The 23,248-nt window shown below is 61.6% G+C and carries 25 protein-coding genes and 1 tRNA gene; 3 read left to right on the top strand and 23 right to left on the bottom strand.

Features of this window, described 5'->3' with window-relative positions; genetic code table 11:
* Positions 1–2 precede the first annotated feature (2 nt).
* On the top strand, positions 3–953 hold the full coding sequence (locus ACM42_RS18680) for a cation diffusion facilitator family transporter (protein WP_271529329.1): 951 nt from the start codon (positions 3–5) through the stop codon (positions 951–953).
* A gap of 247 nt (positions 954–1,200) precedes the next feature.
* Here ACM42_RS18680 and ACM42_RS18685 read toward each other — a convergent pair whose 3' ends face one another.
* The 20 genes from ACM42_RS18685 to ACM42_RS18785 form a co-directional block, all read right to left on the bottom strand.
* On the bottom strand, positions 1,201–2,061 hold the full coding sequence (locus tag ACM42_RS18685; protein WP_271529330.1) for a class I SAM-dependent methyltransferase: 861 nt from the start codon (positions 2,059–2,061) through the stop codon (positions 1,201–1,203).
* A 526-nt stretch (positions 2,062–2,587) separates the two neighbouring features.
* Positions 2,588–2,950 carry a phage tail assembly chaperone gene (locus ACM42_RS18690; RefSeq protein ID WP_271529331.1) on the bottom strand — a complete coding sequence of 121 codons (363 nt, stop codon included), beginning with the start codon at positions 2,948–2,950 and terminating at the stop codon, positions 2,588–2,590.
* Positions 2,947–3,117 carry a hypothetical protein gene (locus ACM42_RS18695; RefSeq protein ID WP_271529332.1) on the bottom strand — a complete coding sequence of 57 codons (171 nt, stop codon included), beginning with the start codon at positions 3,115–3,117 and terminating at the stop codon, positions 2,947–2,949. The genes ACM42_RS18690 and ACM42_RS18695 overlap by 4 nt, the downstream gene beginning before the upstream one ends.
* Positions 3,114–5,303 carry a hypothetical protein gene (locus tag ACM42_RS18700; RefSeq protein ID WP_271529333.1) on the bottom strand — a complete coding sequence of 730 codons (2,190 nt, stop codon included), beginning with the start codon at positions 5,301–5,303 and terminating at the stop codon, positions 3,114–3,116. The genes ACM42_RS18695 and ACM42_RS18700 overlap by 4 nt, the downstream gene beginning before the upstream one ends.
* Complete coding sequence (locus ACM42_RS18705) at positions 5,284–5,628, bottom strand: GTA-gp10 family protein (RefSeq protein WP_271529334.1); 345 nt, start codon at positions 5,626–5,628, stop codon at positions 5,284–5,286. Before ACM42_RS18705 ends, ACM42_RS18700 begins: the two co-directional genes overlap by 20 nt.
* Complete coding sequence (locus tag ACM42_RS18710; RefSeq protein ID WP_271529335.1) at positions 5,625–6,026, bottom strand: HK97-gp10 family putative phage morphogenesis protein; 402 nt, start codon at positions 6,024–6,026, stop codon at positions 5,625–5,627. The genes ACM42_RS18705 and ACM42_RS18710 overlap by 4 nt, the downstream gene beginning before the upstream one ends.
* On the bottom strand, positions 6,026–7,630 hold the full coding sequence (locus ACM42_RS18715) for a terminase large subunit (protein WP_271529570.1): 1,605 nt from the start codon (positions 7,628–7,630) through the stop codon (positions 6,026–6,028). The genes ACM42_RS18710 and ACM42_RS18715 overlap by 1 nt, the downstream gene beginning before the upstream one ends.
* Positions 7,608–8,012, bottom strand: a complete 405-nt coding sequence (locus ACM42_RS18720) for a phage terminase small subunit P27 family (protein WP_271529336.1) — start codon at positions 8,010–8,012, stop codon at positions 7,608–7,610. Before ACM42_RS18720 ends, ACM42_RS18715 begins: the two co-directional genes overlap by 23 nt.
* Before the next feature lie 13 nt (positions 8,013–8,025).
* The gene (locus tag ACM42_RS18725; protein WP_271529337.1) at positions 8,026–9,456 is read right to left on the bottom strand and encodes a hypothetical protein; all 1,431 of its coding nucleotides are present in this window, start codon (positions 9,454–9,456) and stop codon (positions 8,026–8,028) included.
* A gap of 145 nt (positions 9,457–9,601) precedes the next feature.
* Positions 9,602–9,910, bottom strand: a complete 309-nt coding sequence (locus ACM42_RS18730; protein ID WP_271529338.1) for a phage head closure protein — start codon at positions 9,908–9,910, stop codon at positions 9,602–9,604.
* An 11-nt stretch (positions 9,911–9,921) separates the two neighbouring features.
* A complete protein-coding gene (locus ACM42_RS18735) occupies positions 9,922–10,362 on the bottom strand; it encodes a DUF3168 domain-containing protein (RefSeq protein WP_271529339.1) in 441 nt (146 codons plus the stop codon).
* On the bottom strand, positions 10,349–10,678 hold the full coding sequence (locus ACM42_RS18740; RefSeq protein WP_271529340.1) for a head-tail connector protein: 330 nt from the start codon (positions 10,676–10,678) through the stop codon (positions 10,349–10,351). Before ACM42_RS18740 ends, ACM42_RS18735 begins: the two co-directional genes overlap by 14 nt.
* 729 nt (positions 10,679–11,407) lie before the next feature.
* The gene (locus tag ACM42_RS18750) at positions 11,408–12,583 is read right to left on the bottom strand and encodes a phage major capsid protein (protein ID WP_271529342.1); all 1,176 of its coding nucleotides are present in this window, start codon (positions 12,581–12,583) and stop codon (positions 11,408–11,410) included.
* A gap of 2 nt (positions 12,584–12,585) precedes the next feature.
* Positions 12,586–13,086: an HK97 family phage prohead protease gene (locus tag ACM42_RS18755; RefSeq protein WP_271529343.1), complete on the bottom strand. Its 501-nt coding sequence runs from the start codon at positions 13,084–13,086 to the stop codon at positions 12,586–12,588.
* On the bottom strand, positions 13,086–13,475 hold the full coding sequence (locus tag ACM42_RS18760) for a hypothetical protein (protein ID WP_271529344.1): 390 nt from the start codon (positions 13,473–13,475) through the stop codon (positions 13,086–13,088). Before ACM42_RS18760 ends, ACM42_RS18755 begins: the two co-directional genes overlap by 1 nt.
* Positions 13,468–14,622: a phage portal protein gene (locus tag ACM42_RS18765; RefSeq protein WP_271529345.1), complete on the bottom strand. Its 1,155-nt coding sequence runs from the start codon at positions 14,620–14,622 to the stop codon at positions 13,468–13,470. The genes ACM42_RS18760 and ACM42_RS18765 overlap by 8 nt, the downstream gene beginning before the upstream one ends.
* A 73-nt stretch (positions 14,623–14,695) precedes the next feature.
* The gene (locus ACM42_RS18770) at positions 14,696–14,899 is read right to left on the bottom strand and encodes a hypothetical protein (protein ID WP_271529346.1); all 204 of its coding nucleotides are present in this window, start codon (positions 14,897–14,899) and stop codon (positions 14,696–14,698) included.
* A gap of 153 nt (positions 14,900–15,052) precedes the next feature.
* On the bottom strand, positions 15,053–16,813 hold the full coding sequence (locus ACM42_RS18775) for an AAA family ATPase (protein WP_271529347.1): 1,761 nt from the start codon (positions 16,811–16,813) through the stop codon (positions 15,053–15,055).
* 135 nt (positions 16,814–16,948) lie between these two features.
* Positions 16,949–17,293, bottom strand: a complete 345-nt coding sequence (locus ACM42_RS38715) for a cold-shock protein (RefSeq protein ID WP_442868934.1) — start codon at positions 17,291–17,293, stop codon at positions 16,949–16,951.
* 16 nt (positions 17,294–17,309) lie between these two features.
* Positions 17,310–17,963: a hypothetical protein gene (locus ACM42_RS18785; RefSeq protein WP_271529348.1), complete on the bottom strand. Its 654-nt coding sequence runs from the start codon at positions 17,961–17,963 to the stop codon at positions 17,310–17,312.
* Between the two features lie 115 nt (positions 17,964–18,078).
* Here ACM42_RS18785 and ACM42_RS18790 point away from each other — a divergent pair, with 115 nt between their 5' ends.
* Entirely contained in the window at positions 18,079–18,360 is a 282-nt protein-coding gene (locus ACM42_RS18790) for a hypothetical protein (protein ID WP_271529349.1), read from the top strand.
* A 262-nt stretch (positions 18,361–18,622) separates the two neighbouring features.
* Entirely contained in the window at positions 18,623–19,984 is a 1,362-nt protein-coding gene (locus ACM42_RS18795; RefSeq protein ID WP_271529350.1) for a hypothetical protein, read from the top strand.
* Between the two features lie 5 nt (positions 19,985–19,989).
* On the opposite strand, the gene ACM42_RS18800 is transcribed toward ACM42_RS18795, so the two are convergent.
* From ACM42_RS18800 to lon, 3 genes are all read right to left on the bottom strand, one after another.
* Positions 19,990–20,066 (bottom strand) — tRNA-Val (locus tag ACM42_RS18800).
* Positions 20,067–20,125: 59 nt separating this feature from the next.
* Positions 20,126–20,530, bottom strand: coding sequence for a GFA family protein (locus ACM42_RS18805; RefSeq protein ID WP_271529351.1), 405 nt, complete (start codon positions 20,528–20,530; stop codon positions 20,126–20,128).
* Between the two features lie 69 nt (positions 20,531–20,599).
* Positions 20,600–23,023, bottom strand: coding sequence for an endopeptidase La (lon, locus tag ACM42_RS18810; protein WP_028181341.1), 2,424 nt, complete (start codon positions 23,021–23,023; stop codon positions 20,600–20,602).
* Positions 23,024–23,248 lie beyond the last annotated feature (225 nt).

Raw genomic sequence — 23,248 nt, forward strand, 5'->3', positions numbered from 1 at the left:
AGGTGGGAAGCCACGACCATCACGGTCATCACCACCATGACCATGCCGGCCATGATCATGGCCATGGCCACGCCCATGCGCCCGCCAGTTTCGGCAAGGCGTTCGCGATCGGCATTTCGCTCAACATCGCGCTGGTGGTGGCCGAGGCGGTCTACGGCTATCTCGGCAATTCCACCGCCCTGCTCGCTGACGCCGGTCACAATCTTTCCGACGTGCTCGGCCTGGTGGTGGCCTGGGGCGCCTCCATCGCAGCGCGCCGTGCCCCGAGCGGCCGCTTCACCTACGGCCTGCGCGCCTCCACCATCCTCGCGGCACTTGCGAACGCGGTGTTCCTGCTGGTCGCAACCGGCGCGATCGGCTGGGAGGCAATCCTGCGCCTGCAGCAGCCGGAGCCGGTCGCAGGCGTTACGGTGATGGTGGTCGCCGGCATCGGCATCCTCATCAACGGGTTTACCGCCATGCTATTCGCGAGCGGACGCAAGGACGACATCAACATCGAAGGCGCCTACCTGCACATGGCCGCCGACGCCGCGGTCTCGCTCGGCGTCGTGGTCTCGGCGGCGCTGATCATCTGGACCGGCTGGCTCTGGCTCGATCCCGTCACCAGCCTCGTCATCTGCGCCACCATCCTCTGGAGCACGACCAGCCTGCTGCGCGGGTCCATCGACATGTCGATGGCAGCGGCGCCCAAGGGCACCGACCTCGCCGCGATCAGAGCTTTCCTTCTGGCCCGTCCCGGCGTCTCAGGGATCCACGATCTCCACGTCTGGCCGATCTCCACCACCGAGACGGCCCTGACTTGCCACCTCGTCATGCCCGCAGGCGGCGGCGACGCATTCCTGATGGAGACGGCGCAGCTGCTGAAGGCCTCTTTCCGCATCGGTCACACCACACTCCAGGTCGAGACGCATCCCGACAACGGCTGCGCACTGGCGCCGGATGACGTGGTGTGAGGGGATGCGTGGCCGCTCCAATCTCCGCTGTCGTCCCGGACAAGCGTAGCTCACAACAACGCGCAGCGTTGTCGTGTGCGCAGCGCCGATCCGGGATCCATAACCACAGGGAGCGGTTTGGCGAAGACTCGGAGTAACCAGCTGCGCGCCAAATTACTCCCTGTGGTTATGGATCCCCGCCTGCGCGGGGACGACGCCGAGTTTGCGGCAACAGTGCACGCCACAACGTCACGGAGCAGCGAATTCGCTACCCCGCCTTCGCCGTCACGATCCAGATCGCGCCCTGCAATGCCACGCTCTGCCCCTTCAGGAACGGCGTCAGCATCTCGCGGATCGAAGCCTTTGCGGCCTCATAGGTCTCCGGCGGATGGCCCTGGAGCGCGCGGCTGGCCGGGCCGATCTGGAGCGAGCCGTCGACGGCGGCATCGAGGCCGCCGCCGATCGCGATGTCCATTGCGAGATTGTGCGGCTCCATCGCCACATCCACGAAGCCTGCGCCTTTCAGGATGCGCATCACGCGCTCCTCTGAGGCGAAGGCGAACGGGCCCGGCTCCTCCGGACCGACCGGCGGCATTTTCGGCACGTGCTTGTAGACCGCCATCAGCGGCGCCATCATCCACGGGTTCTCCTTCGGCTCGCGCCAGCAGGCGAAGGCGAGCCGCCCGGTCGGTTTCAGCGCGCGGTGCAGATTGGTGAAGGACGCAATGGGATCGGCGAAGAACATCACGCCGAAGCGCGAGGCGAGCAGATCGAAGCTCGCCGGCTCGAACGGATAGACGGTCGCATCCGCCAGCACGAAATCGAGCGGCAGGCCCTTCGGCGCAAACGCGCGCGCCTGCGCCAGCATCGGCTCGGAGACATCGAGGCCGAGCGCAAAGCCATCCGGCGCCACGGTCTTCGCGAACGCCACCGTCGTCGCACCGGAGCCGCAGCCGACGTCGAGAACGCGCTCGCCCGGCTTCGGCCTGGCGCGGTCGATCAGCACGTCGGCAATGGGGCCGAGCAGGCTCTCCTGCGCCGCATGGCGGTCGGCCCAGCGCTGCCCGCTCGGCCCGTTCCAATAGGCGATCTGGTCGGCGTTTTGCTCGTGTCCGCTAGGCTGTTCCATTGGGAGCCTCTTGATTGTCGCTCGTCTACGTCTCGATAACCCACTGCGCGCCGGAAGCAGAAATCTCAAGGAGAAGCGTGCGGGAAAACTCTCTCCATGGCGTAGCGCTGTCATCGTACTCGATTAGCTCATATCGGCGACCACAATTCTTCCAGCTGGTGCATGGTGCACGATTGGGCTCTTGGTCCCAGGGAATCGCAGCTAGCCGCTGCAACTCTGCGAGTGCTTGCTGGCGTGTCTGAAATTGGCCGTGCCACTCGGCGTGCGCTTCGTCCTCGATAACAAACATGGCCGGCTCGCCCCATGCCAGTAGCGTTAGCTCTGCCGTATCCAGTCCGGCGAGCAGATCGCGAAGCCCACATGTCTCTGGGAATGGTGGGCGGTCACGGATTCGAACCGCGGACCCTCTCGGTGTAAACGAGTGAACAGCACTCAAAAAGGCAGCAAATCCAACGTTTTGGACGCCGAGAGCGTCAGAACAATCTCGGAACGATCGCGGAACGAACCGGGTTTTGCTATTGAATGGCTATTGAGCAAACCACGCATCGAACAGCTCTATCGAGAACGGCCGCGCGCTCACCGCGGGCTTGTCGCCTTCCTCCGACCGCTCCGCCGCCGCCTTCAAGAACGCCGCGTCCAGCGCGCGCAGCATGGTCAGTTCGAATGGGCGAATCGGCTCCCGGTTGAGCCGTGACCACGCCTCGATCTCCCCGAAGCTTATTGGCGCCGGTCCCATCCCGACGCTGCGCGTCGCAGTCAGGTCCAAAAAGACCGACCAGACCCGGCGGCCGGCCATGGGCACCTCAGGGCCATCTTCATTCCCCGGATTGGCCAATTGCCACCGCAGCACGTCACAAAGGCGGTCGGTGAGCCAGTCGAGATCGATCATTCGACGATCGTCAGTTTGGGCGGCTCCCGCCCGGGAACGTCGATAACGTGTTTCGCCTCCTCCTGCGTCAGCAGTCCCTTCCGGGTGAGCACATTGACCAATCGGGCCAAGGTTGCATCCGTGGCGGTCATTTCGTCTCGCAGCAGCTTGAATTCCTCAGTCGTCATCGCAAAACCCTGCTCTTTTTCGCTCGCTCAACAGTCTGCACGACATTCCTTGCGAATTCAGCGTCGCGCTTCGCCAGCTCCTGACGCATCATCGCAATCGCCTGGTTGTCGGCGTTCCCTTGCACGGTGATGTGGGTATCGCCGCCATGAACGGTTACTCCACCGCCGCCGGCCGGCATCTTGTCGTTCGGAATGACCTGACTGCCCCGCGGCAGGTTCACCAGCTCTGGCCCCTTCTCTCCGACGATCGCCAGGCCACCCGGGGCCGAGTCAGTGCCTCCGGCAAACATGGGAATGGACAGGCCGCCCGTGCCGGCGCCGAGATCGGCACCCGACCATGTCGGGACGCTACCGGAACCAGCGCCGCCACCTCCGATCCCGAACAGGCTGCCAAGATTGAACCCGCCGCCCGATCCGCCACCGAACGCGGCACTCCAAAGGTTGTCCGCAGCCATCTGCGCCAGCTTGTCGGCGATCCTGCTGAGAGCGCTTACGCCTGCGTCGCGGAATGACTCCCACGCGCTCTTGCCGTTGCGCAGGCCGGTCTCGAAGTCGACGAACAGGGTCCGATTTACGTCCTGGCCAAGGTCGCCCATCTGTTTCAACTGGCTATTGAACCGGAGTTGGGCCGCCTCGCTGCTCGCCAGGGCCGCGGGAATGTCGTCGCCGTAGATGCCGGCCAACTGCCTGGCGATCGCCGCGTCCTCCGGCGTCAGGAATGCCGTCTGGCGGCCGACGCTGATATCGCTCGCCACCCGCGCCTTGGCCAGCGCGGCAGCGGCGTCCGCAGCGGCGTCCTGCAGCTTCTTGAACTGCGCGGCCTGTTCGGCCGTTTCCTCGCCGCCGTTGGCCTGCACCGCGGCAGTTTCCAGTGCCTGCGCCTTGAACCTCGCCAGGGCTGCGTCACTGAGGCCGACCGCCGCGGTGTCCGCCTTGACCATCTCGACATGCTTGCCGAGGCTGGCAATCGCGCGGTCAACCGCGTCGTCCGCCTCACCGGTCGTTCCCGGTGCCTTAGACGTATCGCCCCGCACCGCGGATTGAACGTCGGTCGCTTGGCGCATGGCACGCGCGACGTTGCCGTGATTCTGCAAAGCGGCGGCCAGCTTGGCATTGGCGGGAGCCATCTGGACGTCGCGCGGATCCTTCGTGATCCCGTAGTAAGCTTCCGCTTCGGCGCGGCTTTCCGGCGTCGTGGTGGCATCCACGATCGACGACCAGATCGATGAGCCGCCGATCCGCTTTGCGAACCAGTCCGGCACCTTTTGCAGCGCTTCATAAAGCTGGGTCGCGTAGCCGACGGCGCTCGCCAAGTCCTCAGTGATGTTCACCCAGCTCTCGTGATAATTCATGCCGAGCTTGGCGAGATCGTCCTGAATCGGCTTCCACTTCTCGGACAGAACCTTTTCGGCCGCTTCCATGCGCTCTTTAAGCTCGATCGCCCGACCGACGTCCTCGGGCGAAATGATCTTGGTATTGCTCATCGCGTCGGCGCGCTTCAGCATCTGGTCGAGATAACCATTGTCGGCTTGCAGCGCGGCGGCGACTGGCGCACCGAACGCCTTGCCCGCGATATCGAGCGCCGCCAGACGTTCACCCTTCTGCATGGCCTCGTCGATCAACTGAACGACGGCGCGCAGCTTTTGCTCGGTCGTGCTGGCCTGCGCCAGTGAACCGACGCCACTGTTACCGGAGAAATTCCCGGCTTCCGTGAGCTGCCCCACGCGCTGGTTGACGTCGCTGCCGCCGAGCTTGTCCGCAGTAGCTTCGTTGAAGCGCTTCAGGGCCTCCGTCACCTGATCGATCGACAGAGCCACATTGCCGGATTTCGAGAAGCGCTGAAAGAAATCCGTGCTCAGACCGGACGCATTGGCCTTGTTCGCGACGTCGTTGAACTCGGCGATTTTCACCTTTGCGAGGTCGGTCGCATAGGCCATCAGCTCGAACGTCTTCGTGACCACGGCAACGCCGGCCGCGATCGGTCCAAGCACACCGAGCACGCCGCGGAATGCGAGCGCCGTGGCGCCGGCCGCGCCCTGAGTGGCCAGCCAGCTTGCATTCATGTCGATAACGGACTTGGTGATTTGCTTGACCGCGGTCGTCGCCAGGGAGCTGGTCGACTGCATGTCCTGCTTGAACTTCGAGATGTCCGCCCGGATCGGAATACTAAGCGCTGGCGTCGACATTGTTTACCCCCGTGAACAGATTGGCGAGAACCTCGTAAGCGATCAGCGCATTGGCTGCGATCGGCTCGCCGCGGACGTGGCCGGCGATCAGACCGGCCGCTTCGTTGCGTCCCAAACCACCGCCGATCAGCGCCATTTCCATGATCCGCTCGACGTCGGCCGGCGAGAAAACGCTTTCCTCGAACCGTCGCAGGCAAGCTGCGGGCGTATCGCCGAACTGACCAGGGAAAGGCGATTTCCCCAGCATCCACGCCACGCGCGGACTATTCAGGTCAAAGACGTGCGTTCCGCCTGCCCAATTGATCGATTTGGCGCACTTGCTCACTTGATTGCCCTTTCCACGGCGTCGCTGATGGCTTGCTCGATGCCTTCGCGCTTCTCGCGATACGTCGGCCAAAAGAATGGCTTCGCGTGTTGGCGCGACGTGCCGTATTCGAAGGCAAGGGCGTAGTCGTACTCAACGCCGCTACCTTGGCGGACTTCCTTGGTGGTCATGTCGCCGCCGGCTTGCACGATATATTCGAGATCGTTCGAGCCAGGCGCCACGGTGCAGGACGCTTCCAGCGCGCCGGTCTCGGCTGTTTGCTCAAGTGATTGCAACGCCGCGCGCTGCGCGTCAGACAGCATGAACGCCTGCCTCAAAACCTCGTCGGATACTTCCGCGAAGATCTTGTCGGGAAGGCCGTTCAAATATCGGTCCAGCTCGTCGGTATCGTCAGCCATCAAAAGAACCCCATCTCGTCGTTCCAGTCTTCCCGGTCATAGACCGACTTTGATTCTGCCGCGGCAGCGCGTGACACCGCCATCCACGTAGCCACGGCGCCGTCAATTCGATCGGTGCTCTTGCCTTTGTGCATGACACGATTGCCGGCCTGGTCGGTGTGGATCGCCACGTTTGCGAAGCACCAACGCAACACCGGATGACCAGCGTGGACAAAATGGCCCGCCATGATGACGCGCTCCAATTCGTTCAGCGCGGGCGATTGCGTGACCCATCCCTGTTGCAGCGTCGCCGTGGGGTATCCGTCATCGGTGAGCGGCCCCATGACCGGGTTGGCATACGCCTTGTCGAAATCGATCTCGCGAACGTCGAAGCGCTCGCACAGTCCGCGGATGCAAGCTTCGACCGCGCGATAGTCGATCACATTGCCAACCGTCGGGGTGATGAACCCTTTCTCTGCCCATTCCGGGTACGGCACGCCGTCCCGATCAGCGCGAGCGCGCAGATTGTCCTTCGGGCAAAAGAAATACGGCAGGATCAGGAATTCATCATCCTTGCGAACGCACGCGATGACTGCGGTTAGGTCCGTCGTCACGGACATGTCGACGCCGATCCAGCACGGCAACCCGTCGATGTCGTCCGGCAACGGTTTGTCGCCGCGATCGTAAATCGACATTTCAATGAACGGATCGGTGCTGTGGTCGAGCCAGACGTTCAGATTATATTGGCGGAACGTCTCGCGAGCCGTGATGCTGGTTGCACCTTCGCGCGCGAGCTGCCGCAAGCCCTCGATATCCTGATAGCCGAGCTTCAGGCCTGGATTGGCTCGATACCAAAGGGCTTCATCGGTCCAATCCGCGTCAGCCGACGTTTCGAAAAGGATCGGAAGGAGGCTCGGATCCTCGATTTCACCACTGGCGACCTTGCGAGCGCGGTCGACGATCTCGTGCGCAATATTCTCCTGGCCGCGCCCCGCCGTGGTGGCGACGACCATCAACGAACCCTGCGTCTTCGGCAGCGCCGATGTCAGCGCTTTCCAAAGTTCGGCATTTTTCCAGATGTGGAGTTCGTCGACAAAGACGAAAGCCGGCGTGCGACCATGTGCAGGTGCACCCTCGCCAGAAATTGCCTCAAGAAATGAGCCATCTAACTTAAATTCGATCTTCTTTACACTGTTGTGAGCGTCATAGATGCGTGTGGCCTTTAGAAGGCGGGTGTCTTGGCGAATAATTCCGGCCGCCTCGCGGAACCCAAGACCCGCTTGCTGTCGATCGGATGCAGCGAAGATCGCTTCGCCACCTGGCCGGCGCTCAGGTCCAATCGTGTGGAGCAGCGACAATGCTCCGGCCAGCGACGTCTTTCGGTTGCCACGCGGCAGCAAGAGAACGACGGTCTTGACGATGCGCGTTCCGTTCGCGTTTCGCGGACCGTAAACGCGACGAACAATGCGCTCTTGCCACGCGTCCAACTGAAGCGCGTGGCGTGCGGCATTGCTCTTAGGGTGTCGCAGGCGCCGCAGAAACGTGACAGCCCGATTACCGTGACCGAGCGGATCCGCGATCGGACTGTCGTCGAACAGCCAATCAGGATACGGCGAGCGGGTCATCATCGTCCCCGGAATTGTCCTCTCGCACGGCCGGCCGCGAGCGGCTGACAGGCGTAAGACCAAGTTCGGCCGCCAGGAGCCTGGCGCGATTCATATTGTCGGCCTGAATAGCCGTCGCCGGATGCCGCTTGATGCCCGTTTCGGACGTGTAGACATGTCCCTCGGTCTGCAACGTGCGTTCCATGGCGCGCACGGTGCCGATCGCGACGCAGTAATTCTCCAACGATCCGAGATCGGCGACAGTTAAGATTCGTCGGTCGAGCAGGATCGGAAAGACACGTTTCCATTCTGCCTTCGCGTCCGCGGAGAGCCATTTAGGCGGTGGCCGGTTCGTCTTGATCGCGTCCCGGTCCACCTGCATGGTGGGTTTAGTGCCGCGCATGGTCCGAACCAGTTTAGCCGTCGCGCCCGCGCCGATCGATCCAGCCGAGCGTATTGATATACATTGAGCCGCTCGCGCCGCTCGCTATCGCCCTGACCTGGCCGGACGTATTCGTTCGCACTGTCGCGCCAGTCGAGCCAGGCGACGAACTGTTGGCGCTATACAGCATCGAATTCTGCGCATTGGCACCGACGCTCGTTCCCGTGTCCGGCGAGACCACGGCGAGATATACCGACGCGCTAACATTGAACCAGAGTATCGCCAGGGTGGCCGAGACCTGAACGCCGCTCGGAACAGAAAGCGTATAGAGCGAGCCGGATCCGGTGCCGGGATTTGCCGCATTGGTATCGTTGACCATGGCGTCCCACAAGAATTCGTCGCCGCGTTGGATGAACTTCGTCCACTGGCCGGAGCCGTTCGTTTTCATGGCGCCAATGCGACGCTTCAACGTGTAGTTCGTCGGCATCGTTGGCGATGATGCTGAAGTCGAAATCAAAATGTCGACCACACCCGTGTCCGGCCGCTTGATCTCGAACACATGATACCAGGTATTGTTCGCGATCGTGCTGGCATCCAGCGCGCCGTTGTTGTTGCCGACTGCCCAAGCACTTGTGGTCTTGGAGATGGCCGCGGCGAGCGTCATAAAGTCTGTGTTGGTATCATCGACCGCGACACCAGGCGCAACAGAGAACGTCGAGGATGAACCGGCAGTCGACAGCGTCAAGCCGTCCAGATAGCCGCGCATCGTGGCGGGAATGCCGAGGTTCTTGCGAGCGGTTACGGCATTCACTTCGGACAGATCGTTAGCGGCCAACAGCGGCTTGGTGATCGGCATCACGAACGCATGATAGTTGCTACCGTCCGACCAGATCATCGCGCCGAGGTTCTGCGCCAGGACCAGACTCGACCCGCCGTTGATGGTCGACGCTGCCGGCGTAATCGTCAGCGCTCCGGCACCGGTATTCTTGACCCAGCATGCCCAGCCGTCAAGGAATTGGCTCGACGCACCGGCCTGTGCGATGGTCGCGGCGATCGCTGACGCGTTGGAATAGGTGATCGCATAGCCGAGATCGGCGTTCGTGATGACGTCGGACGTGCCGGTGACTGAACGCGTTCCGCGCAGCCCGTCCATGTCCTCCGCCAATTCGGTAAAACGGACCTGTGCGGATCCGGTCAGCGAAATGCGCGAAGTGCCGAGCGTACCGCCGCTGCGAGAGGCGAGCACCGTCGTTCGGGCAAGCACAGTTCCAGCCGCAGTATAAGCGCCGCGACCGAGTTCCCAATTGTTGCCTTCCGAAATCAGATAGGTGTAGGTGCGGCCATCGATCGCACCGGATTCGGCGGGGGTCATGAAGGACTGCGAATAGGCTGCGCCGAGCGTGATATTCGTTCCGGGGCCGGTTGCCGCCGTGAGAACTCGAACAAGGTTGAGCTTGTGAGACACTTTTGGATGCTCCTTTACATTTCGCCGATGCAATGGCCGGCTACGGACGCATCCGACTCATCGGCAGGTTGATCTTTACGGGGTGTCGGCTTTTCGTCGTCTGCCGGCGGCGGATCGGATTGAAGGTTGTTCTCTCGAGTCATTTTCATGCTGTTTTCCCATAGCTCAGCGTGCGGATTTCGAGCCCGTTGCGGCGACCGATTTCTTTGGTCTCTTTGATGTTGTGGATCACGCCGCCGTAGATGATCCGATCCGCGTTGGTAATTCCGTCGCGCCACCATGTCCGGAACACCACGACCGTTTCATCCGATGCGCCGACATCGCGGATGAATTCCTCGGTGCTCGCCTGCACTTGCTGCGCGCGCAGCGTCACCAGGTCGGACCAAATCTCGGCCGGCGTTCCGCTCGCGTCGATGCTGGTCGAAACGCGCTGAATGGTGATCGTCCGATCCATCGAGCCGGCTCTCATATCGTGACGCTCCAACGCTGCTGCACCAGGCAGTTGATCACTAGAATCCCGTGGCTGGTCTCGCCGTCGGGGTCACGAAGGAAGCGCGCCGAGTCGATCTTGCAGTCCGAGCAGACGAAATCGGGATCTGTCAGGTCGAGCGCCCGGACGCGGCCAATCGCGCGGCGAATGGCTCCGGCGATGAGCTTGACGCCGGCCAGACTGACTTCCTTTTTCCAGATGTGAATCGTGCTGTAGACCCGAACGTAGTCGCGGGCGATCGTTAGGCCCGTGTCGACAACCTGATCCTCCCCGAGGATGATGGAGGGATCCGGCGCTGGTCGTTGGTTGCGGTCGAGAATGTTCGCCGCCGGCACAAGTGCAGTCAGGACGTCGGTCGCGATGAACCGTTCCCGCAACGCGATCTGAACCGCCGTGCTCGGATCATGCGTTGCCATCGGACCACGACCAATCGCGATAATCGTTAACGATGTCGCAGACGCCAAGTGGCAGCTCCGAGCCGCCAGTTCCGCCGATCAGCGATGCCTCTCGGTTGGCGTAGAAGTGCCCGACCATGAGCAGAACGGCATGGTCAAGTGCGGGCGGTACGGTCAACGTCGCAGGACTTCCGACCGTGTACCGGTCGGCGAGCGTGTAACCCAACTGCCGCTCAAGCCAGTCTTGAGCCACCAAAATCAGCCGCTCGACGAGCGAATTGTCATCGTCCGTCGTCAGATTGAGTTGCTGCTTTGCGGTTGCGAGATCGACGGCCATAACCAAAAAAGTCCTATTTCGGGGAAATCTTGTGCGGAGGGAGTGGACCGGTCAGAGAGCGTTTTTCGAAACTTTCAGACCACCCCCGGCCGCGATGCCTTGCGCAACGACCGAGAAGGAATACATGACGCCTGTCGAGGGCGGCGCCGGTTGTCTGTCCTTCGAGCCATTAAAACCCGAGAGTAACCCAACAAACCCAAGCGGCTCTGAAGGCCCTCGGCCTTGAAGCACAGAGCGGAAGGCACGACGCCAAGAATACGGAGGACAGCCAATGTCCGATGTTTCGAGGCTACTGCGACTCATTGCAGCGTTCCTTGCTTTGATCGCGGAACTCATCGATCAATCTTGATCGCTCGGTTAGTGAAGAGGGTAGCCGAAAGGCTGCCCTCTTTTCGTTCGTGGCTCTGCTTACGCGCGTTGTGGCACGGTGACGCTGCCATGGGCTGCCAGTTGGACCGATCCCAAAACAGTCGCATGTTGCCGCGGTGAGGGATCTTGTGGTCGACGACATCGGCCACCCGACCACATCCGCAAGCGCAATAGCGGTTCTGAGGAAGGGATAAGAACACCTTGCTCTCACGTTGCCATTTGCCATCGTAGCCACGCGCAGCAGCGCTAGGCCGCCTCGCGTCGTACTCCGCCTGCCGCTTGACCTGGCAGGGACACCGCGCACCAGCCGCGACGCGAACGCCACAACCACAGATGCGCGGTGCCCTGATCGGCATAGAGTTACGAACCCGAAACCGTCGCCTTCATCAGCTTCACGGCTTCCGGCAGAACGACCTTGCCACCGACACGGCGCCGAGCGCGGAACTTGACGATGCCGTTGTCGGCGCCAGTGAAGTCGTCTCGCATGATCTGGACACCGACCCGGTCGATGATCTGATACATGCTCGCGAAATCCCCGAATGCGATCGGGTAAGTCGCAGCCACCGGAGAGCCAGTGCCAACGAGGTTCTGCATATCGACCGCATCATAGACCGGGCGACCGAGCAGGCGAGCCGGCGTGCCGTCGGCGAGACCGTCGGACCACAGGATCCCATTGGTGGCCAGGACAGCTTTCGACCGAATGACGCCCTGTGTGGTCCGGTTCATGAACCAAACGCCCTGCGAGGCATAGGCATCAGGCAGCGCGTAGAAGAGCGAGATGAGCTTGTCGAGGATGTTGCTGCCGTCCTGCTTCGCGACAACCTGGTCGAAGGCAGAAGGCGTGTTGAGGAAGCCGGTCGGCTTGCCGTTGCCATCGCCGGAAACGAAGGCGGTCGCCTCCGCCTTGCCGAACTGCTTGGAGATCTGGTTCGACAGATAGCCGGACAGATCGACAATCGAGTCCTCCAGCAACTGCCGCGAAACCGGAACGATCGCCGCATGTTCGAATGCATCGATCTCGACCTGGCCGAAATCCGGGTTCGTCTCGGACCGTGAGCCGGTCTCCGTAACCCACGTTCCGGAAAGCGCGTTGCCCTCGATCGGCAGAAATACCTTGCCCGTGCCGACACCCATCGCGCTCGCCACGGCACGCATCGGCGAGAACTGCACGAGCTTCGTGATGATCTGCGCGAGGTACTGCGGAGCAACCAGGTCAGCGCCGGTCGTCGGGGATCCGCCGATCGTCAGCGACTTGCGCTCGATTCCGTCGAGCGGCTCGCCGCGCATGAACGCGTTGATCGACTTGCGCTCCAGTTCCTTCGCTTCGTCGGTCGAAGCCGCGGCGCCGGGGCGATTGGCCTTGGCCTCCAGCTTGGTCAAACGCTCGACCAGCTTCGGATCCAGGCCCTTGGTTTCGAGCGCCTTGAGGCGTTCATCGACCGATTTGGTCAGATCGTCGATCGACTTCGTGACGAGTTCGACCGGATCGGTCACTTCGGCATCCTTGAATTCGAGCGCAGAGAAGTGCTTGGACATGGTTACTCCTTGGGTTTGAGATGGGCCGCGGCCCGGTTAAGGGCCGATGCGATCGCAGCGGCCGAGTCGAATTGTTTGGCGGATGTGATGCGCGCCCGCGGATGCGCGGGATCGCGGACAACGCTGACTTCGTAGAGATCGAGCGCCGAAATGACGCGGCCACGCCCCTGCTTAGTTGCAGCCTTCGTGCGAAAACCGATCGACAGACCGGACACCAAACCGCCCTTGATCATGCCGTGAACAGCACGCGCGCGCGGCTGATCCATGTGCAACTGGCCCTTGACCACGAGCGCGTCGGGCGTTTCCTTCACTTCATCCCACGTGCCGATCAGGTCCGAGGGATTGTGGTTGAAAAGCATCGGCATGTTCGACACTGCGACGTTGAAGGCGCCCTTTGTGATCAGGTCGCCCGCGGTGTCTGCCGATCCGAACGGCCAGGCGTTGCCTGTGATGGTGCCGGCATCATCGACAGCAAGCGTCGCCTTGAGTTCGATCTTGTCCATCACGGTGTCACCCTGAGAAAATAGTCGACCCGGCTTGCCGCAAAGGCTTCGACCTGCTCCCGGATAAAGCGCATTTCGGTGAGCAGCTTGACCGCTGAGTTGAATGCGAAAGGCACGTCTTGACCGTCGCGCTTGACACGCCATCCGACGATGCACCGCGCGAGGCGCTCGATTTCGAGCCGATCGAAATCATCAGCGGGCGGACGCCCGCGGAACGCGTAAAGCGCGTCCTGCATCTTGAGCCGCGCGCGACGCTGCACGTCCGAGTCTGGACCGGCTACGATCAACACGACGTCGGTCGGCTCGCCGGTCACCGGATGCTTGATGAGCAACTCGGCGCCGCGGTCCTGGCCTTCGACAATGTCCTGAAGGTGCGCGAGATCACTCATTTGCTGGCACCGTCGCAGGCTTCGTAGTGATGTTGCGGTTTCCGTACGTCTCGCCGCCGGTGTACGGATCGAGACCGAGCCAGTCGCGACCCTCGTTCGGGTTGATCGTTTCCGAAGCGATCAGCGAATTGATCGCGGTCGCCCGCTCTGTCAGGCTGGCGCGGGTCAGGTCGTCACGATCAAAGCGAAAAGTCATCGTCGCGCGCTCGTCATCGCTCAGCAGCGCACGGTTGAACGCGCTTTCCAGCGCGCAAAGCCACGGCTCGACCGCATAGACGAGAAATTCGAGCTGCTTCTGAGACGCGTTCGCGTAGCTGGATTTGGTCAGATCGCCGAGCATGGTGGGCGACATGTTGAACGCGCGAGCGATCTCGCTGAGCTGGAACAGGCGATTTTCGAGGAACTGCGCGTCGGTCGATGCCATGGTCAGGGCCGTGAACTTCGCGGCGTCCCACAGCACGGCGGTTCGGCCGGCGTTGTCGGCGCCCTCGAACGCAGCGCGCCAGGCCGATTTCATTTTCTTGAGACCTTCGTCGCCGAGTTTGCCCGGAAACTCGATCACGCCACCCGGTCGCGCGCCCTTTTCGAACAGGCCGGTCACATGCTTTTCCATGCTCGCGGCTGCATTGATAGCGCCGCGGGCGAGGTTCACCGGGGATTTGCTGAACGGGCTGCGAACATGAATCACGTCGCGCGGGTCGAGTTGCCTGCCGTCAATCGAATACGTCGGCTCGCCGGATCCGTCGCCGGCATATTGAACGGCAATCCGCCCGAAATCATACCGGATGATCTCGACAGGTTTATCGTCGACACGATTGCACCATGCCAGGCCACCGGAGTCACTGAGCAGCGCCATTCCAACGAGATCACGCACCAGTTCGAAGCCGGAAGTCCACGGGTTGGCCTCGCCACGCAAAAGCGTCAGCGACGAATGATCGACCTGTTCGGGCTTGGCGCCACGGGTGACGACATTGGGTTGCAGGACGGCGCACGCTTCGCTCACGAGCCGAACGGCCATCGCAACGGCCGTGTTGTCGAGCGGGGTCGCTTGACCGGTCGAGCCGCCAGAAAAGAGGGCAAGCTCATCCGCGGTCGGATTGCCGAGGGATTTGCGGGTGAGTTTGAATTCGAATGGGCCGAGGCGCATTCACGAGTTTATGCCTGATCGGCCGCGCCGTCGCCAGATTGCAAGACCTAGCAAACCCTAGCAACTCATCGACTCACGCCGCCTTCGACCGGTGCCATCGCCACAGTTCGCTGCGGAAAGCGTAGTAGCGACCTCCGCACCGATAGATCGGCACGCCGGGTTTGCGTGACCAGCGCCGCGCCGTGTCGACGCTGACGTCGAGGAACGCCGCGATGTCGGGCAGTCCCCAAATGCGCTCGACCGGAAGATTGGCTTCAGTGATCTTGATTTCGTCCATTGTGTCCACTTCAAATTGCAGTTGAAATCTAAGTCTTTGAAAACGTTCGGACCGACCGGACCAAACACGGACCACGGTCCGACCGGTCCCTCGACCGACCACACGGACGACCGGGACCACCACCCTAAAGGGTGGTCCGGCGGTCCGGTCCGGTCATCGCGGAGGGATTGCGGGCAATGATCCACCAGGTGCAGCCATGGGAATTGCAGCACTGGCGTTCGCCGAATGGTCAATGATGCGTACAAGCTGGTCCTGTACCAGGATCAGTTTATTGGCGAGCAGCTTCACTTGCCTGCGGTGCAGGTCACGCCATGGCTTTGCCGCGTCTTTCCCGACGGCGCCGATCTTGAAGCACTGTTCAAGCCATTCATCGATCGTAACGGTGCGCCCCTGCATTTCCGTTCGCAATTTGCCAGATGCCTTGAGGGCCTCGCCGAGGGCCCGGAACGCCAGCTTGTCGTCATCGGACAGCTTGATAGCCTTGCCCACCATGTCGCCGCTCTCCGTCACACTGGCGACGACGAGGCTATTGGCGGCCTTCTGATAATCGACCCGCCGTTTCCAACCGTCCTCGCCGTCCTTCATCTTCGTGCATGTGATCTTGCCGCGGACCAAGGGGCCGTCGCCCTCGCGCTCGACCATGAACATGAAATCGCTGGAGGCGCCGAAATAGACCGAGCCAAATGCCTCGCCTGATTTGTTGACGTGGTGCACTCCAATTGCGACGCCACCGCCAGCCTCGCCGAGCTGCTGCAGGCGCTCCATGAATGCGGTGATCGACTTCGCGTCGTAGAAATCTTCGCCCGGTAGTGCTCGGCCGACCGTATCCACCGCCACCACCTTGAATCTGCGGCCGCAATTTTCGACCGCCGATTTCAATTCCGCAAATTGCTGGGGATCGCCGAAGTTTGCCGGCGAGCGCATGAACACTAGCCGGTTGGTGTCGTCGACAATGTCGTGATGCGCCTTGAAGGCGTCGATGCGGTCCCGAAATCCCTTGCTGCCCTCTCGCGCGATCAGCAGCACGTCAATCGGCTGACCTGGCAGCTTCGTGCCGTGCCACTCCGGAAGTCCATAGGCGAGGTGCAGCAGCAGATCGAAGACGATGAACGATTTCCCGCCGGCATATTCGCCAAAGACCAACCCGACCCCCTCATCAGGAATCCATTTGTCTACCAGCCATTTTGCCGCGGGCAGGTTGCGCAGGTCGGTAACGGTTTCGAACATATAGCGCGGCGGTGGAGCGGCGGCCTGCGCCTTCGTCTGTTCGTAGCGAGCCATCAGGATCTCATTTTCCACGCGGAGGCGATCTCGGAACGGGAGCGATTCAAGGTCGGCTTCCGTGATTTCCAGAAGCGGCCTTGCGAGCATCGCGGCAAGCGCTGTGGGGTTGGTGTGGCCGGCTTCGATTTCGAGTCGCTCAATTGCAGCCGTGTCGAGTTCGTTGAACAAGCACTGGAGGCGCTTGATCGCCTCAATCTCAGGCGGGCAATCATCGTCCGGCGACAGCACCCACAGGCCGGTTTCCTCGTGATGATAAATCGAGGCCAGCTCCCGAAGCACCAGCATGTCTTCGCCGTCACGGTACGGCCGGTCTGCCTCCGCCCATAGACGAGGAAGATCCTCCGATTTTGAATCAGCCCATTCCCATAGGACGGGGAGTAACCATTCTTCGGCGAGATCGTAATCGCCACCGAGCAGGCGACGGATATCCCAAATCAGACTAGTGATCGGGAAGCAGGGTGGTCCGTTCTTCTCGATGTAGAACAGCCAGGACGCGACCAACTCGCGCGGGATCGGAACGGCCAACGCATCTTGAAGCGTCGGAGGCATCGCGTATGTGCGACCATCATAGAAGTCATGCAACCGAAGTTTGGCGGCGAGTCGTTTGTGAACGTCACTCTCAGTGTACACTTGGGTCTCTCTTTCCTGAGAGCCCGATCGAAAAGCGCTTGCGAAAAGCGGAAAACCGTCGTATTCAAAGACTGTCAGGAATTCAGATACAACGTTTCGCCGCTCGGTCGCACACTCGACCGGGCGGTTTCTGTTTTAGGCGGCGGCGATTTGCTCCAGTTCGTTAAGGAGATGGCGCAGATCGGTGAGCGCATCGTTTGCGCCGGGGCCTTTGAGGCCATTGTCGAGAACCTGTCGCAGTGACCGCATCTCGCGAAGCGCTTCCGCGACGCTCGGCTTGCGCGGGCTGACTTCCACGGCCTTCTGGCGTCGAGTCTTCGCGTCAACGATGATGCGAAACTGCACCTCGTCTCCTTGGGTCAGATAGCCGCTGCATTCGGGACTCAGCCCGGACAGGTGCACGAAGACGTCGGGCTCGCCTTCGAGCGATATGAAGCCGAAAGCCTTGTCCAGATTCCAGAATTTTACCGTACCGATCATGTGTGTTCTCCCCGAGTCATTCGTCAAAGCACCCGCTCCACCCGATCAAATTTTCTTCGGAGAGCTGACAAGTGAACTCTGCTTTCGCGCGATAATTTTCCTTCCGACCAATAGGTAATGGTTTCGAAAAATCGAGCGTGAGTGCAAACCGATTGCTGATCGTCTGCTTTGCTTCGATTTTGCTATCGACAACCGCTACGCGTTGAAGGTTGATGTTGGCTCGAATACTGTCGATCACAAAAATCAAGCTCAGCATGTCCGATGTGGCTTGAAATTGCGCTCCGCGGGGTTTTTCAAATCGCTCACCACTTTTCCAAGCCTTCATTTCTGCGCTTTGCAGATCGCGCTTAAAGAAGGCGATGAGCGCCGACGGCAAAGTCGACTTGGTGGGGAATTCGAAACGAAACGGAGCGTCCGACTGAACGACTTCCACGCTCTGACAGTTGAGCCAATCATTGAGCCGCGCGGCGGCGTCCGATGCGACGCTTGTTCCGCAAACAGAGATCAGTAGCCGAACTTTGTCGTCATCGTTCATTTCGGACGCGGCAAGACCACGGCCTCCCGTCGTAAGCAATCCAGCCTCGCGCAGGTAACGAGCGTGCGACTCGACGACCGTCCGCGGCACTCCAACCCAGTCGCTCGTGTGCGTGACCAGTTCCGACAACTTCATACGCAAACCCTCCATCTGTACTTCAGTCGTTATAACTGAAAAAATCCCCGTTGACAACTGCGGGTGTTTCTGGAAAAATCTCCAATGTCAGTTCACACAAGCAGGGGAACCTACAATGACCAAAAGCAACGCCTCGACCTTGAATCTGCTGGAATCCGCCCACCAAGCCGCCTCAAACTGCATCAGCGACGCCGCCGGCTGGCTCAGCGAAGTGCCCGACAACTCGGCGCAGCGCATCTCGGCCGCCCTGGCGGAATATGCCGCGGCAACCGCGCCGGCCCGGATCGCCGAAGGCCTCGCGTCGGTGCGCGGGCGGCCCTATGCGGCTCTCATCAATGAGGAATCCATCCGAGCGGGCGCCGCCGACGCGCTGCGCGAAGCCTTGCTGGCAGCGTGACCCCGTTACCGGACCCCGTCGTCTCACCGCGGCGGGGTCCATCCCTCCATTGTAAACGAGTAGCCTCGATGAAGCAGTTGGAGTCCTGCGACTACATTTCCGAATCTGACGTGCTCGCACGCTGGCCCATGCTCACGGCCAAAGAGCTTCGGAAGGCTCGAAAGAACCGGTTGATTGAACATTTTGCGTTCAAAGCCGGCCCTTCCTACACGCACCAACAGGTGCAAGATTACATCGATCGCACGTATCTCCGGAAAACGTCATGCGCCGAACAGCCAAAGCAGCAGTTTCCGAGCCCGCCCCAATCGGGACAGCAGACGTCGCCGGTCGCGAACGCTTCGAGATCGGCGGATACTATCTCGACCAACCGCACCCCGATCGAGGCGGGTCTTTCTATGCCTGCCAGTATGACCGCGGAGCTGGCATCGTCCGCCGCCGCTCTCTTAGGACAGCGGATCTCGAAGAAGCCAAGGTCAAGCTCGCCGCGCTCGTCCTATCCGCCCCGGCCGGATCAAGCGCCACCGTCCCAGGTCCCGACGCGGTCCTGACAGTCGCAGCACTGGCCAATTACATCGACGGTCACGCGACGACCATTCGCAGCGAGGACGACGCGATCCGCGCAGGCGAATTGGCCAAGCAGTACCTTGAGCACGTCAAAAAGCCGATGGCGCCGGTGTCGTTCTGGACGCCTTCGCGGCAGCTAGATTTCGCGAAGTGGCTGCACGAGACGTTCAAACATAAGCCGGCCTCGATCGAGCGCCGACTTGATGTGATCTGCGCCGCATTCCACGAGATGACCCAAGTCAAATTGCGTGTCGATCCGTTCGGTCAGCAGATCGAAACGGCGCTGATGACGCACGCACCAAAGTTTGTTTACAAGCGCGCTCGCATCGCCAAGGATCTGAAAATCGCGCCCTCGAAGCCGCGACACAACACCCTCACCATCGACGACATGGCGAAGGTCATTGACGCGCTCAAGGATGAGCATCAGTTCAGGTTTGCGATATTGTCCCTCAACACGTGGGCGCGACCGGAAGCCGTGATGGATTTCGAGCCTGCCACGCAGCGGAGCGGCGGCCTGATCGACCTGAATCCCCCGGGACGCGTCGAGACCAACAAACGCCGATCCCGCATTCCCGAGACGCGCTGCCTCGCTGGCTGGCTGAACCATTGGGCAGTGGTCGACGTCGCCGCGCGTGAAACCGCAATTGCGGCCGGGCGAGAACCGCCGCCGGCAGCGCTGTTGGTGTACCAAGGCGAGCGGGTCGCAAGCGTCAAAAAGGGGTTGGTGGCGCAGGCCAGCAAGGTCGGAATCAAGTTCTCACCGGGTCGATACAGGCATTTCATGAGCACGATGGTGCGCCGTCTCTGCCGCAGCGTCACGCGCGAGCAGCGATCAATCTGGATGGGTCACGTCGTCCGCGAGGGCTCACAGACCACCTCGAATTACGAGGCGGAGGATCCCGAATTCCTTGAAGACGTCGCGTTGGCGACGGACTTCGTGATGCAGCAGCTACAATTGAAATGCCAACGGCGGCTGTTTTCTATTGAAGTTCGATTGAATCGCGGGGAACTGTCTCGCATCGGCGCGAGATCGCCAACAAAACTTCAACAAGTTCAATGAGATGTTGGTGGGCGGTCACGGATTCGAACCGCGGACCCTCTCGGTGTAAACGAGATGCTCTAACCAGCTGAGCTAACCGCCCTCGCCGCCTCTTTAGCCTCTCGCAGCCCGACCGGGCAAGTACCCCCGACCGGTCCGACCTCAATCCCCCGGCCTTCCCGGCAGCAGCGGTACGGCATCGATCCACACCGCCGCCGACTGGCACCAGATCTGCCGAACCGGCCGCAACTGGTCGCGCTGGCGGATACTGCCCCAGCGGATGCCCCAATCGTCGGCCTGGTCGCCCTCGCCGCTCGTGAACAGCGGGGAACCGCAGTCGGCGCAGAAGTGCTGGAAGCGCATCCGGCCGTTGTCGCCGCGCTTGCCGTAAATCCTTGGCGTGCCGGCGGTCAGGCGGACATCGGCCGCGGAACAGATGACGGTCACCCGGAACGGCGAGCCGGTTAATGCCTGGCAATCGGTGCAATGGCACACCGAGACCTCCTCCGGATTGATCTCGGCCTCGAAGGTGATCTTTCCGCAATGGCATTGTCCGTCGATGTGCATTGCCTCCTCCCCTTCCCCTCAAACAAAAACGGCGCCCGAAGGCGCCGTTTTATCATCTTCAGCTGAACCTCAGTGAGCGGTCAGGCCGCCGGCGGCCTCGTCGCCGTCCGGCTTCACCGTCACCTTGGTGTCCTCTTCCCAGACGATCGGCACCGGCTTCCTCACCAGCGCCTTGGCGATGACGTCGTCGAGGCGCGAGACCGGGATGATCTCCATGCCGCCCTTGATCGCATCGGAAATCTCCGTGAGATCCTTGGCGTTGTCCTCGGGGATCAGCACCGTCTTGATGCCGCCGCGGGCCGCAGCCAGCAGCTTCTCCTTCAGGCCGCCGATCGGCAGCACGCGACCGCGCAGCGTGATCTCGCCGGTCATCGCGACATCGTGGCGGACCGGGATGCCGGTCATGACCGAGATGATCGCGGTGGCCATGGCGACACCGGCGGACGGACCGTCCTTCGGCGTCGCGCCCTCCGGCACGTGCACGTGGATGTCGCGCCGGTCGAACAGCGGCGGCTCGACGCCGTAGTTGATCGCGCGCGAGCGGACGTAGGACGCCGCCGCCGAGATCGACTCCTTCATCACGTCGCGCAGATTGCCGGTGACCGTCATCTTGCCCTTGCCGGGCATCATGACGCCTTCGATCGTCAACAGCTCGCCGCCGACATCGGTCCAGGCAAGGCCGGTGACGATGCCGACCTGCGGCTCGCTCTCGATCTCGCCGAAGCGGTACTTCGGCACGCCGAGCAGCTCTTCCAGAGTCTTCTCGGTGACCTTGACCGACTTCTTCTTGGAGATCATCAGCTCCTTCACCGCCTTGCGGGCGAGTGTCGAGAGCTCACGCTCCAGATTGCGCACGCCCGCTTCGCGGGTGTAGCGGCGGATCAGAAGCAGCAGCGCGTCGTCGTCGATCGAGAACTCCTTGGAGTCCAGGCCGTGCTTGGACACCGCGTTCGGGATCAGGTGCTTGCGCGCGATCTCGACCTTCTCGTTCTCGGTGTAGCCCGCGATCCGGATGATCTCCATGCGGTCCATCAGCGGGCCGGGAATATTCAGCGTATTCGCGGTCGTGATGAACATCACGTTGGACAGGTCGTAGTCGACCTCGAGATAGTGGTCGTTGAACGTCGCGTTCTGCTCGGGGTCGAGCACCTCGAGCAAGGCCGAGGACGGATCGCCGCGGAAATCGGCGCCCATCTTGTCGATCTCGTCCAGCAGGAACAGCGGATTGGACGACTTCGCCTTGCGCATCGACTGGATGATCTTGCCGGGCATCGAGCCGATATAGGTGCGGCGGTGACCGCGGATCTCGGCCTCGTCGCGCACGCCGCCGAGCGAGACGCGCACGAATTCGCGCCCCGTCGCCTTCGCGATCGACTTGCCGAGCGAGGTCTTGCCGACGCCGGGAGGTCCGACGAGGCACAGGATCGGGCCCGTCAGCTTGTTGGCGCGCGACTGCACCGCGAGATACTCGACGATGCGTTCCTTGACCTTCTCGAGCCCATAGTGATCGGAATCCAGGATGGCCTGCGCAGCCTCCAGGTCCTTCTTCACCTTGGACTTCTTGTTCCACGGAATCGACAGCAGCCAATCCAGATAGTTGCGCACGACGGTCGCTTCCGCGGACATCGGCGACATCTGGCGCAGCTTCTTCAATTCATGCTGCGCCCTCTCGCGCGCTTCCTTGGAGAGCTTGGTCTTGGAGATCTTCTCTTCGAGATCGGCGAGCTCGTCGCGACCATCGTCGTCGCCGAGTTCCTTCTGGATCGCCTTCATCTGCTCGTTGAGATAATACTCGCGCTGGGTCTTCTCCATCTGGCGCTTGACGCGCGAGCGGATGCGCTTCTCGACCTGCAGCACCGAGATTTCGCTCTCCATCAGGCCCAGCACCTTCTCCAGGCGCGTGGTGACGGACAGCGTCTCCAGGATGCCCTGGCGGTCGGCGATCTTGACGGCGAGATGCGAGGCAACGGTGTCGGCGAGCTTGGCGAAGTCGGTGATCGCCTGCACGACGCCGACGACCTCGGCCGAGATCTTCTTGTTGAGCTTCACATAGCTCTCGAAGTCGGACACGACCGAGCGCGCCAGCGCTTCCGCCTCGACCGACTTCGCATCGGTATCGGCGAGCGCGACGGCAGTCGCCTCGTAATAGTCGGCGCGATCGGTGTACTTCGCCACGCGCGCACGCTCGAGCCCTTCGACCAGCACCTTCACGGTGCCGTCCGGAAGCTTCAAGAGTTGGAGCACGCTGGCAAGCGTCCCGGTCTCGTAGATGGCATCGGGCGCTGGATCATCGTCGGACGCGTTCTTCTGCGTCGCGAGCATGATCAGCGCATCGTTCTTCATCACCTCTTCGAGCGCGCGGATCGACTTCTCGCGGCCGACGAAGAGCGGCACGATCATGTGCGGGAAGACGACGATGTCGCGCAGCGGCAGCACGGGATAAGCGTGCGTTTCGCCATGCACGATGGTTGGCCGGGGTTTGGGATTGGTCATGGCCTTTTCCTTTTGCTTTGCCCCCTTGCACGCAGCCCGCTGATGATGCGCAACCGCCACAAGGTGCCGAGGTGATCCGCAAAACCGATCGGTCTTCTACAAGTTGGACCGGCTCGCCGGATGGACTGAGGCGAATCTTGAAGAGAATTTTCGCTCGCCGCCGACATTAGGTGGCTATCGACCCGGGGGGTGTCAAGTCATTGAAAAACGCGCGCCATCAGGCGC

The organism is Bradyrhizobium sp. CCBAU 25338, from assembly GCF_028128965.1.
In the GTDB taxonomy this organism is placed as follows: Bacteria; Pseudomonadota; Alphaproteobacteria; order Rhizobiales; family Xanthobacteraceae; genus Bradyrhizobium; species Bradyrhizobium liaoningense.

Bases quoted from the DNA above. Each gene is read 5' to 3' on its own strand.
- ACM42_RS18685 (WP_271529330.1), bottom strand. From the start codon at position 2,061: ATGGAACAGCCTAGCGGACACGAGCAAAACGCCGACCAGATCGCCTAT.
- ACM42_RS18740 (WP_271529340.1), bottom strand. From the start codon at position 10,678: ATGGCCGTCGATCTCGCAACCGCAAAGCAGCAACTCAATCTGACGACG.
- ACM42_RS18690 (WP_271529331.1), bottom strand. From the start codon at position 2,950: ATGATCGATCTCGACTGGCTCACCGACCGCCTTTGTGACGTGCTGCGG.
- ACM42_RS18695 (WP_271529332.1), bottom strand. From the start codon at position 3,117: ATGACGACTGAGGAATTCAAGCTGCTGCGAGACGAAATGACCGCCACG.
- ACM42_RS18765 (WP_271529345.1), bottom strand. From the start codon at position 14,622: ATGCGCCTCGGCCCATTCGAATTCAAACTCACCCGCAAATCCCTCGGC.
- ACM42_RS18760 (WP_271529344.1), bottom strand. From the start codon at position 13,475: ATGAGTGATCTCGCGCACCTTCAGGACATTGTCGAAGGCCAGGACCGC.
- ACM42_RS18735 (WP_271529339.1), bottom strand. From the start codon at position 10,362: ATGGCAACGCATGATCCGAGCACGGCGGTTCAGATCGCGTTGCGGGAA.
- ACM42_RS18795 (WP_271529350.1), top strand. From the start codon at position 18,623: ATGCGCCGAACAGCCAAAGCAGCAGTTTCCGAGCCCGCCCCAATCGGG.
- ACM42_RS18755 (WP_271529343.1), bottom strand. From the start codon at position 13,086: ATGGACAAGATCGAACTCAAGGCGACGCTTGCTGTCGATGATGCCGGC.
- ACM42_RS18730 (WP_271529338.1), bottom strand. From the start codon at position 9,910: ATGGATCGGACGATCACCATTCAGCGCGTTTCGACCAGCATCGACGCG.
- ACM42_RS18770 (WP_271529346.1), bottom strand. From the start codon at position 14,899: ATGGACGAAATCAAGATCACTGAAGCCAATCTTCCGGTCGAGCGCATT.
- ACM42_RS38715 (WP_442868934.1), bottom strand. From the start codon at position 17,293: ATGATCGGTACGGTAAAATTCTGGAATCTGGACAAGGCTTTCGGCTTC.
- ACM42_RS18710 (WP_271529335.1), bottom strand. From the start codon at position 6,026: ATGGCTGACGATACCGACGAGCTGGACCGATATTTGAACGGCCTTCCC.
- ACM42_RS18715 (WP_271529570.1), bottom strand. From the start codon at position 7,630: ATGACCCGCTCGCCGTATCCTGATTGGCTGTTCGACGACAGTCCGATC.
- lon (WP_028181341.1), bottom strand. From the start codon at position 23,023: ATGACCAATCCCAAACCCCGGCCAACCATCGTGCATGGCGAAACGCAC.
- ACM42_RS18785 (WP_271529348.1), bottom strand. From the start codon at position 17,963: ATGAAGTTGTCGGAACTGGTCACGCACACGAGCGACTGGGTTGGAGTG.
- ACM42_RS18720 (WP_271529336.1), bottom strand. From the start codon at position 8,012: ATGCGCGGCACTAAACCCACCATGCAGGTGGACCGGGACGCGATCAAG.
- ACM42_RS18790 (WP_271529349.1), top strand. From the start codon at position 18,079: ATGACCAAAAGCAACGCCTCGACCTTGAATCTGCTGGAATCCGCCCAC.
- ACM42_RS18700 (WP_271529333.1), bottom strand. From the start codon at position 5,303: ATGTCGACGCCAGCGCTTAGTATTCCGATCCGGGCGGACATCTCGAAG.
- ACM42_RS18750 (WP_271529342.1), bottom strand. From the start codon at position 12,583: ATGTCCAAGCACTTCTCTGCGCTCGAATTCAAGGATGCCGAAGTGACC.
- ACM42_RS18805 (WP_271529351.1), bottom strand. From the start codon at position 20,530: ATGCACATCGACGGACAATGCCATTGCGGAAAGATCACCTTCGAGGCC.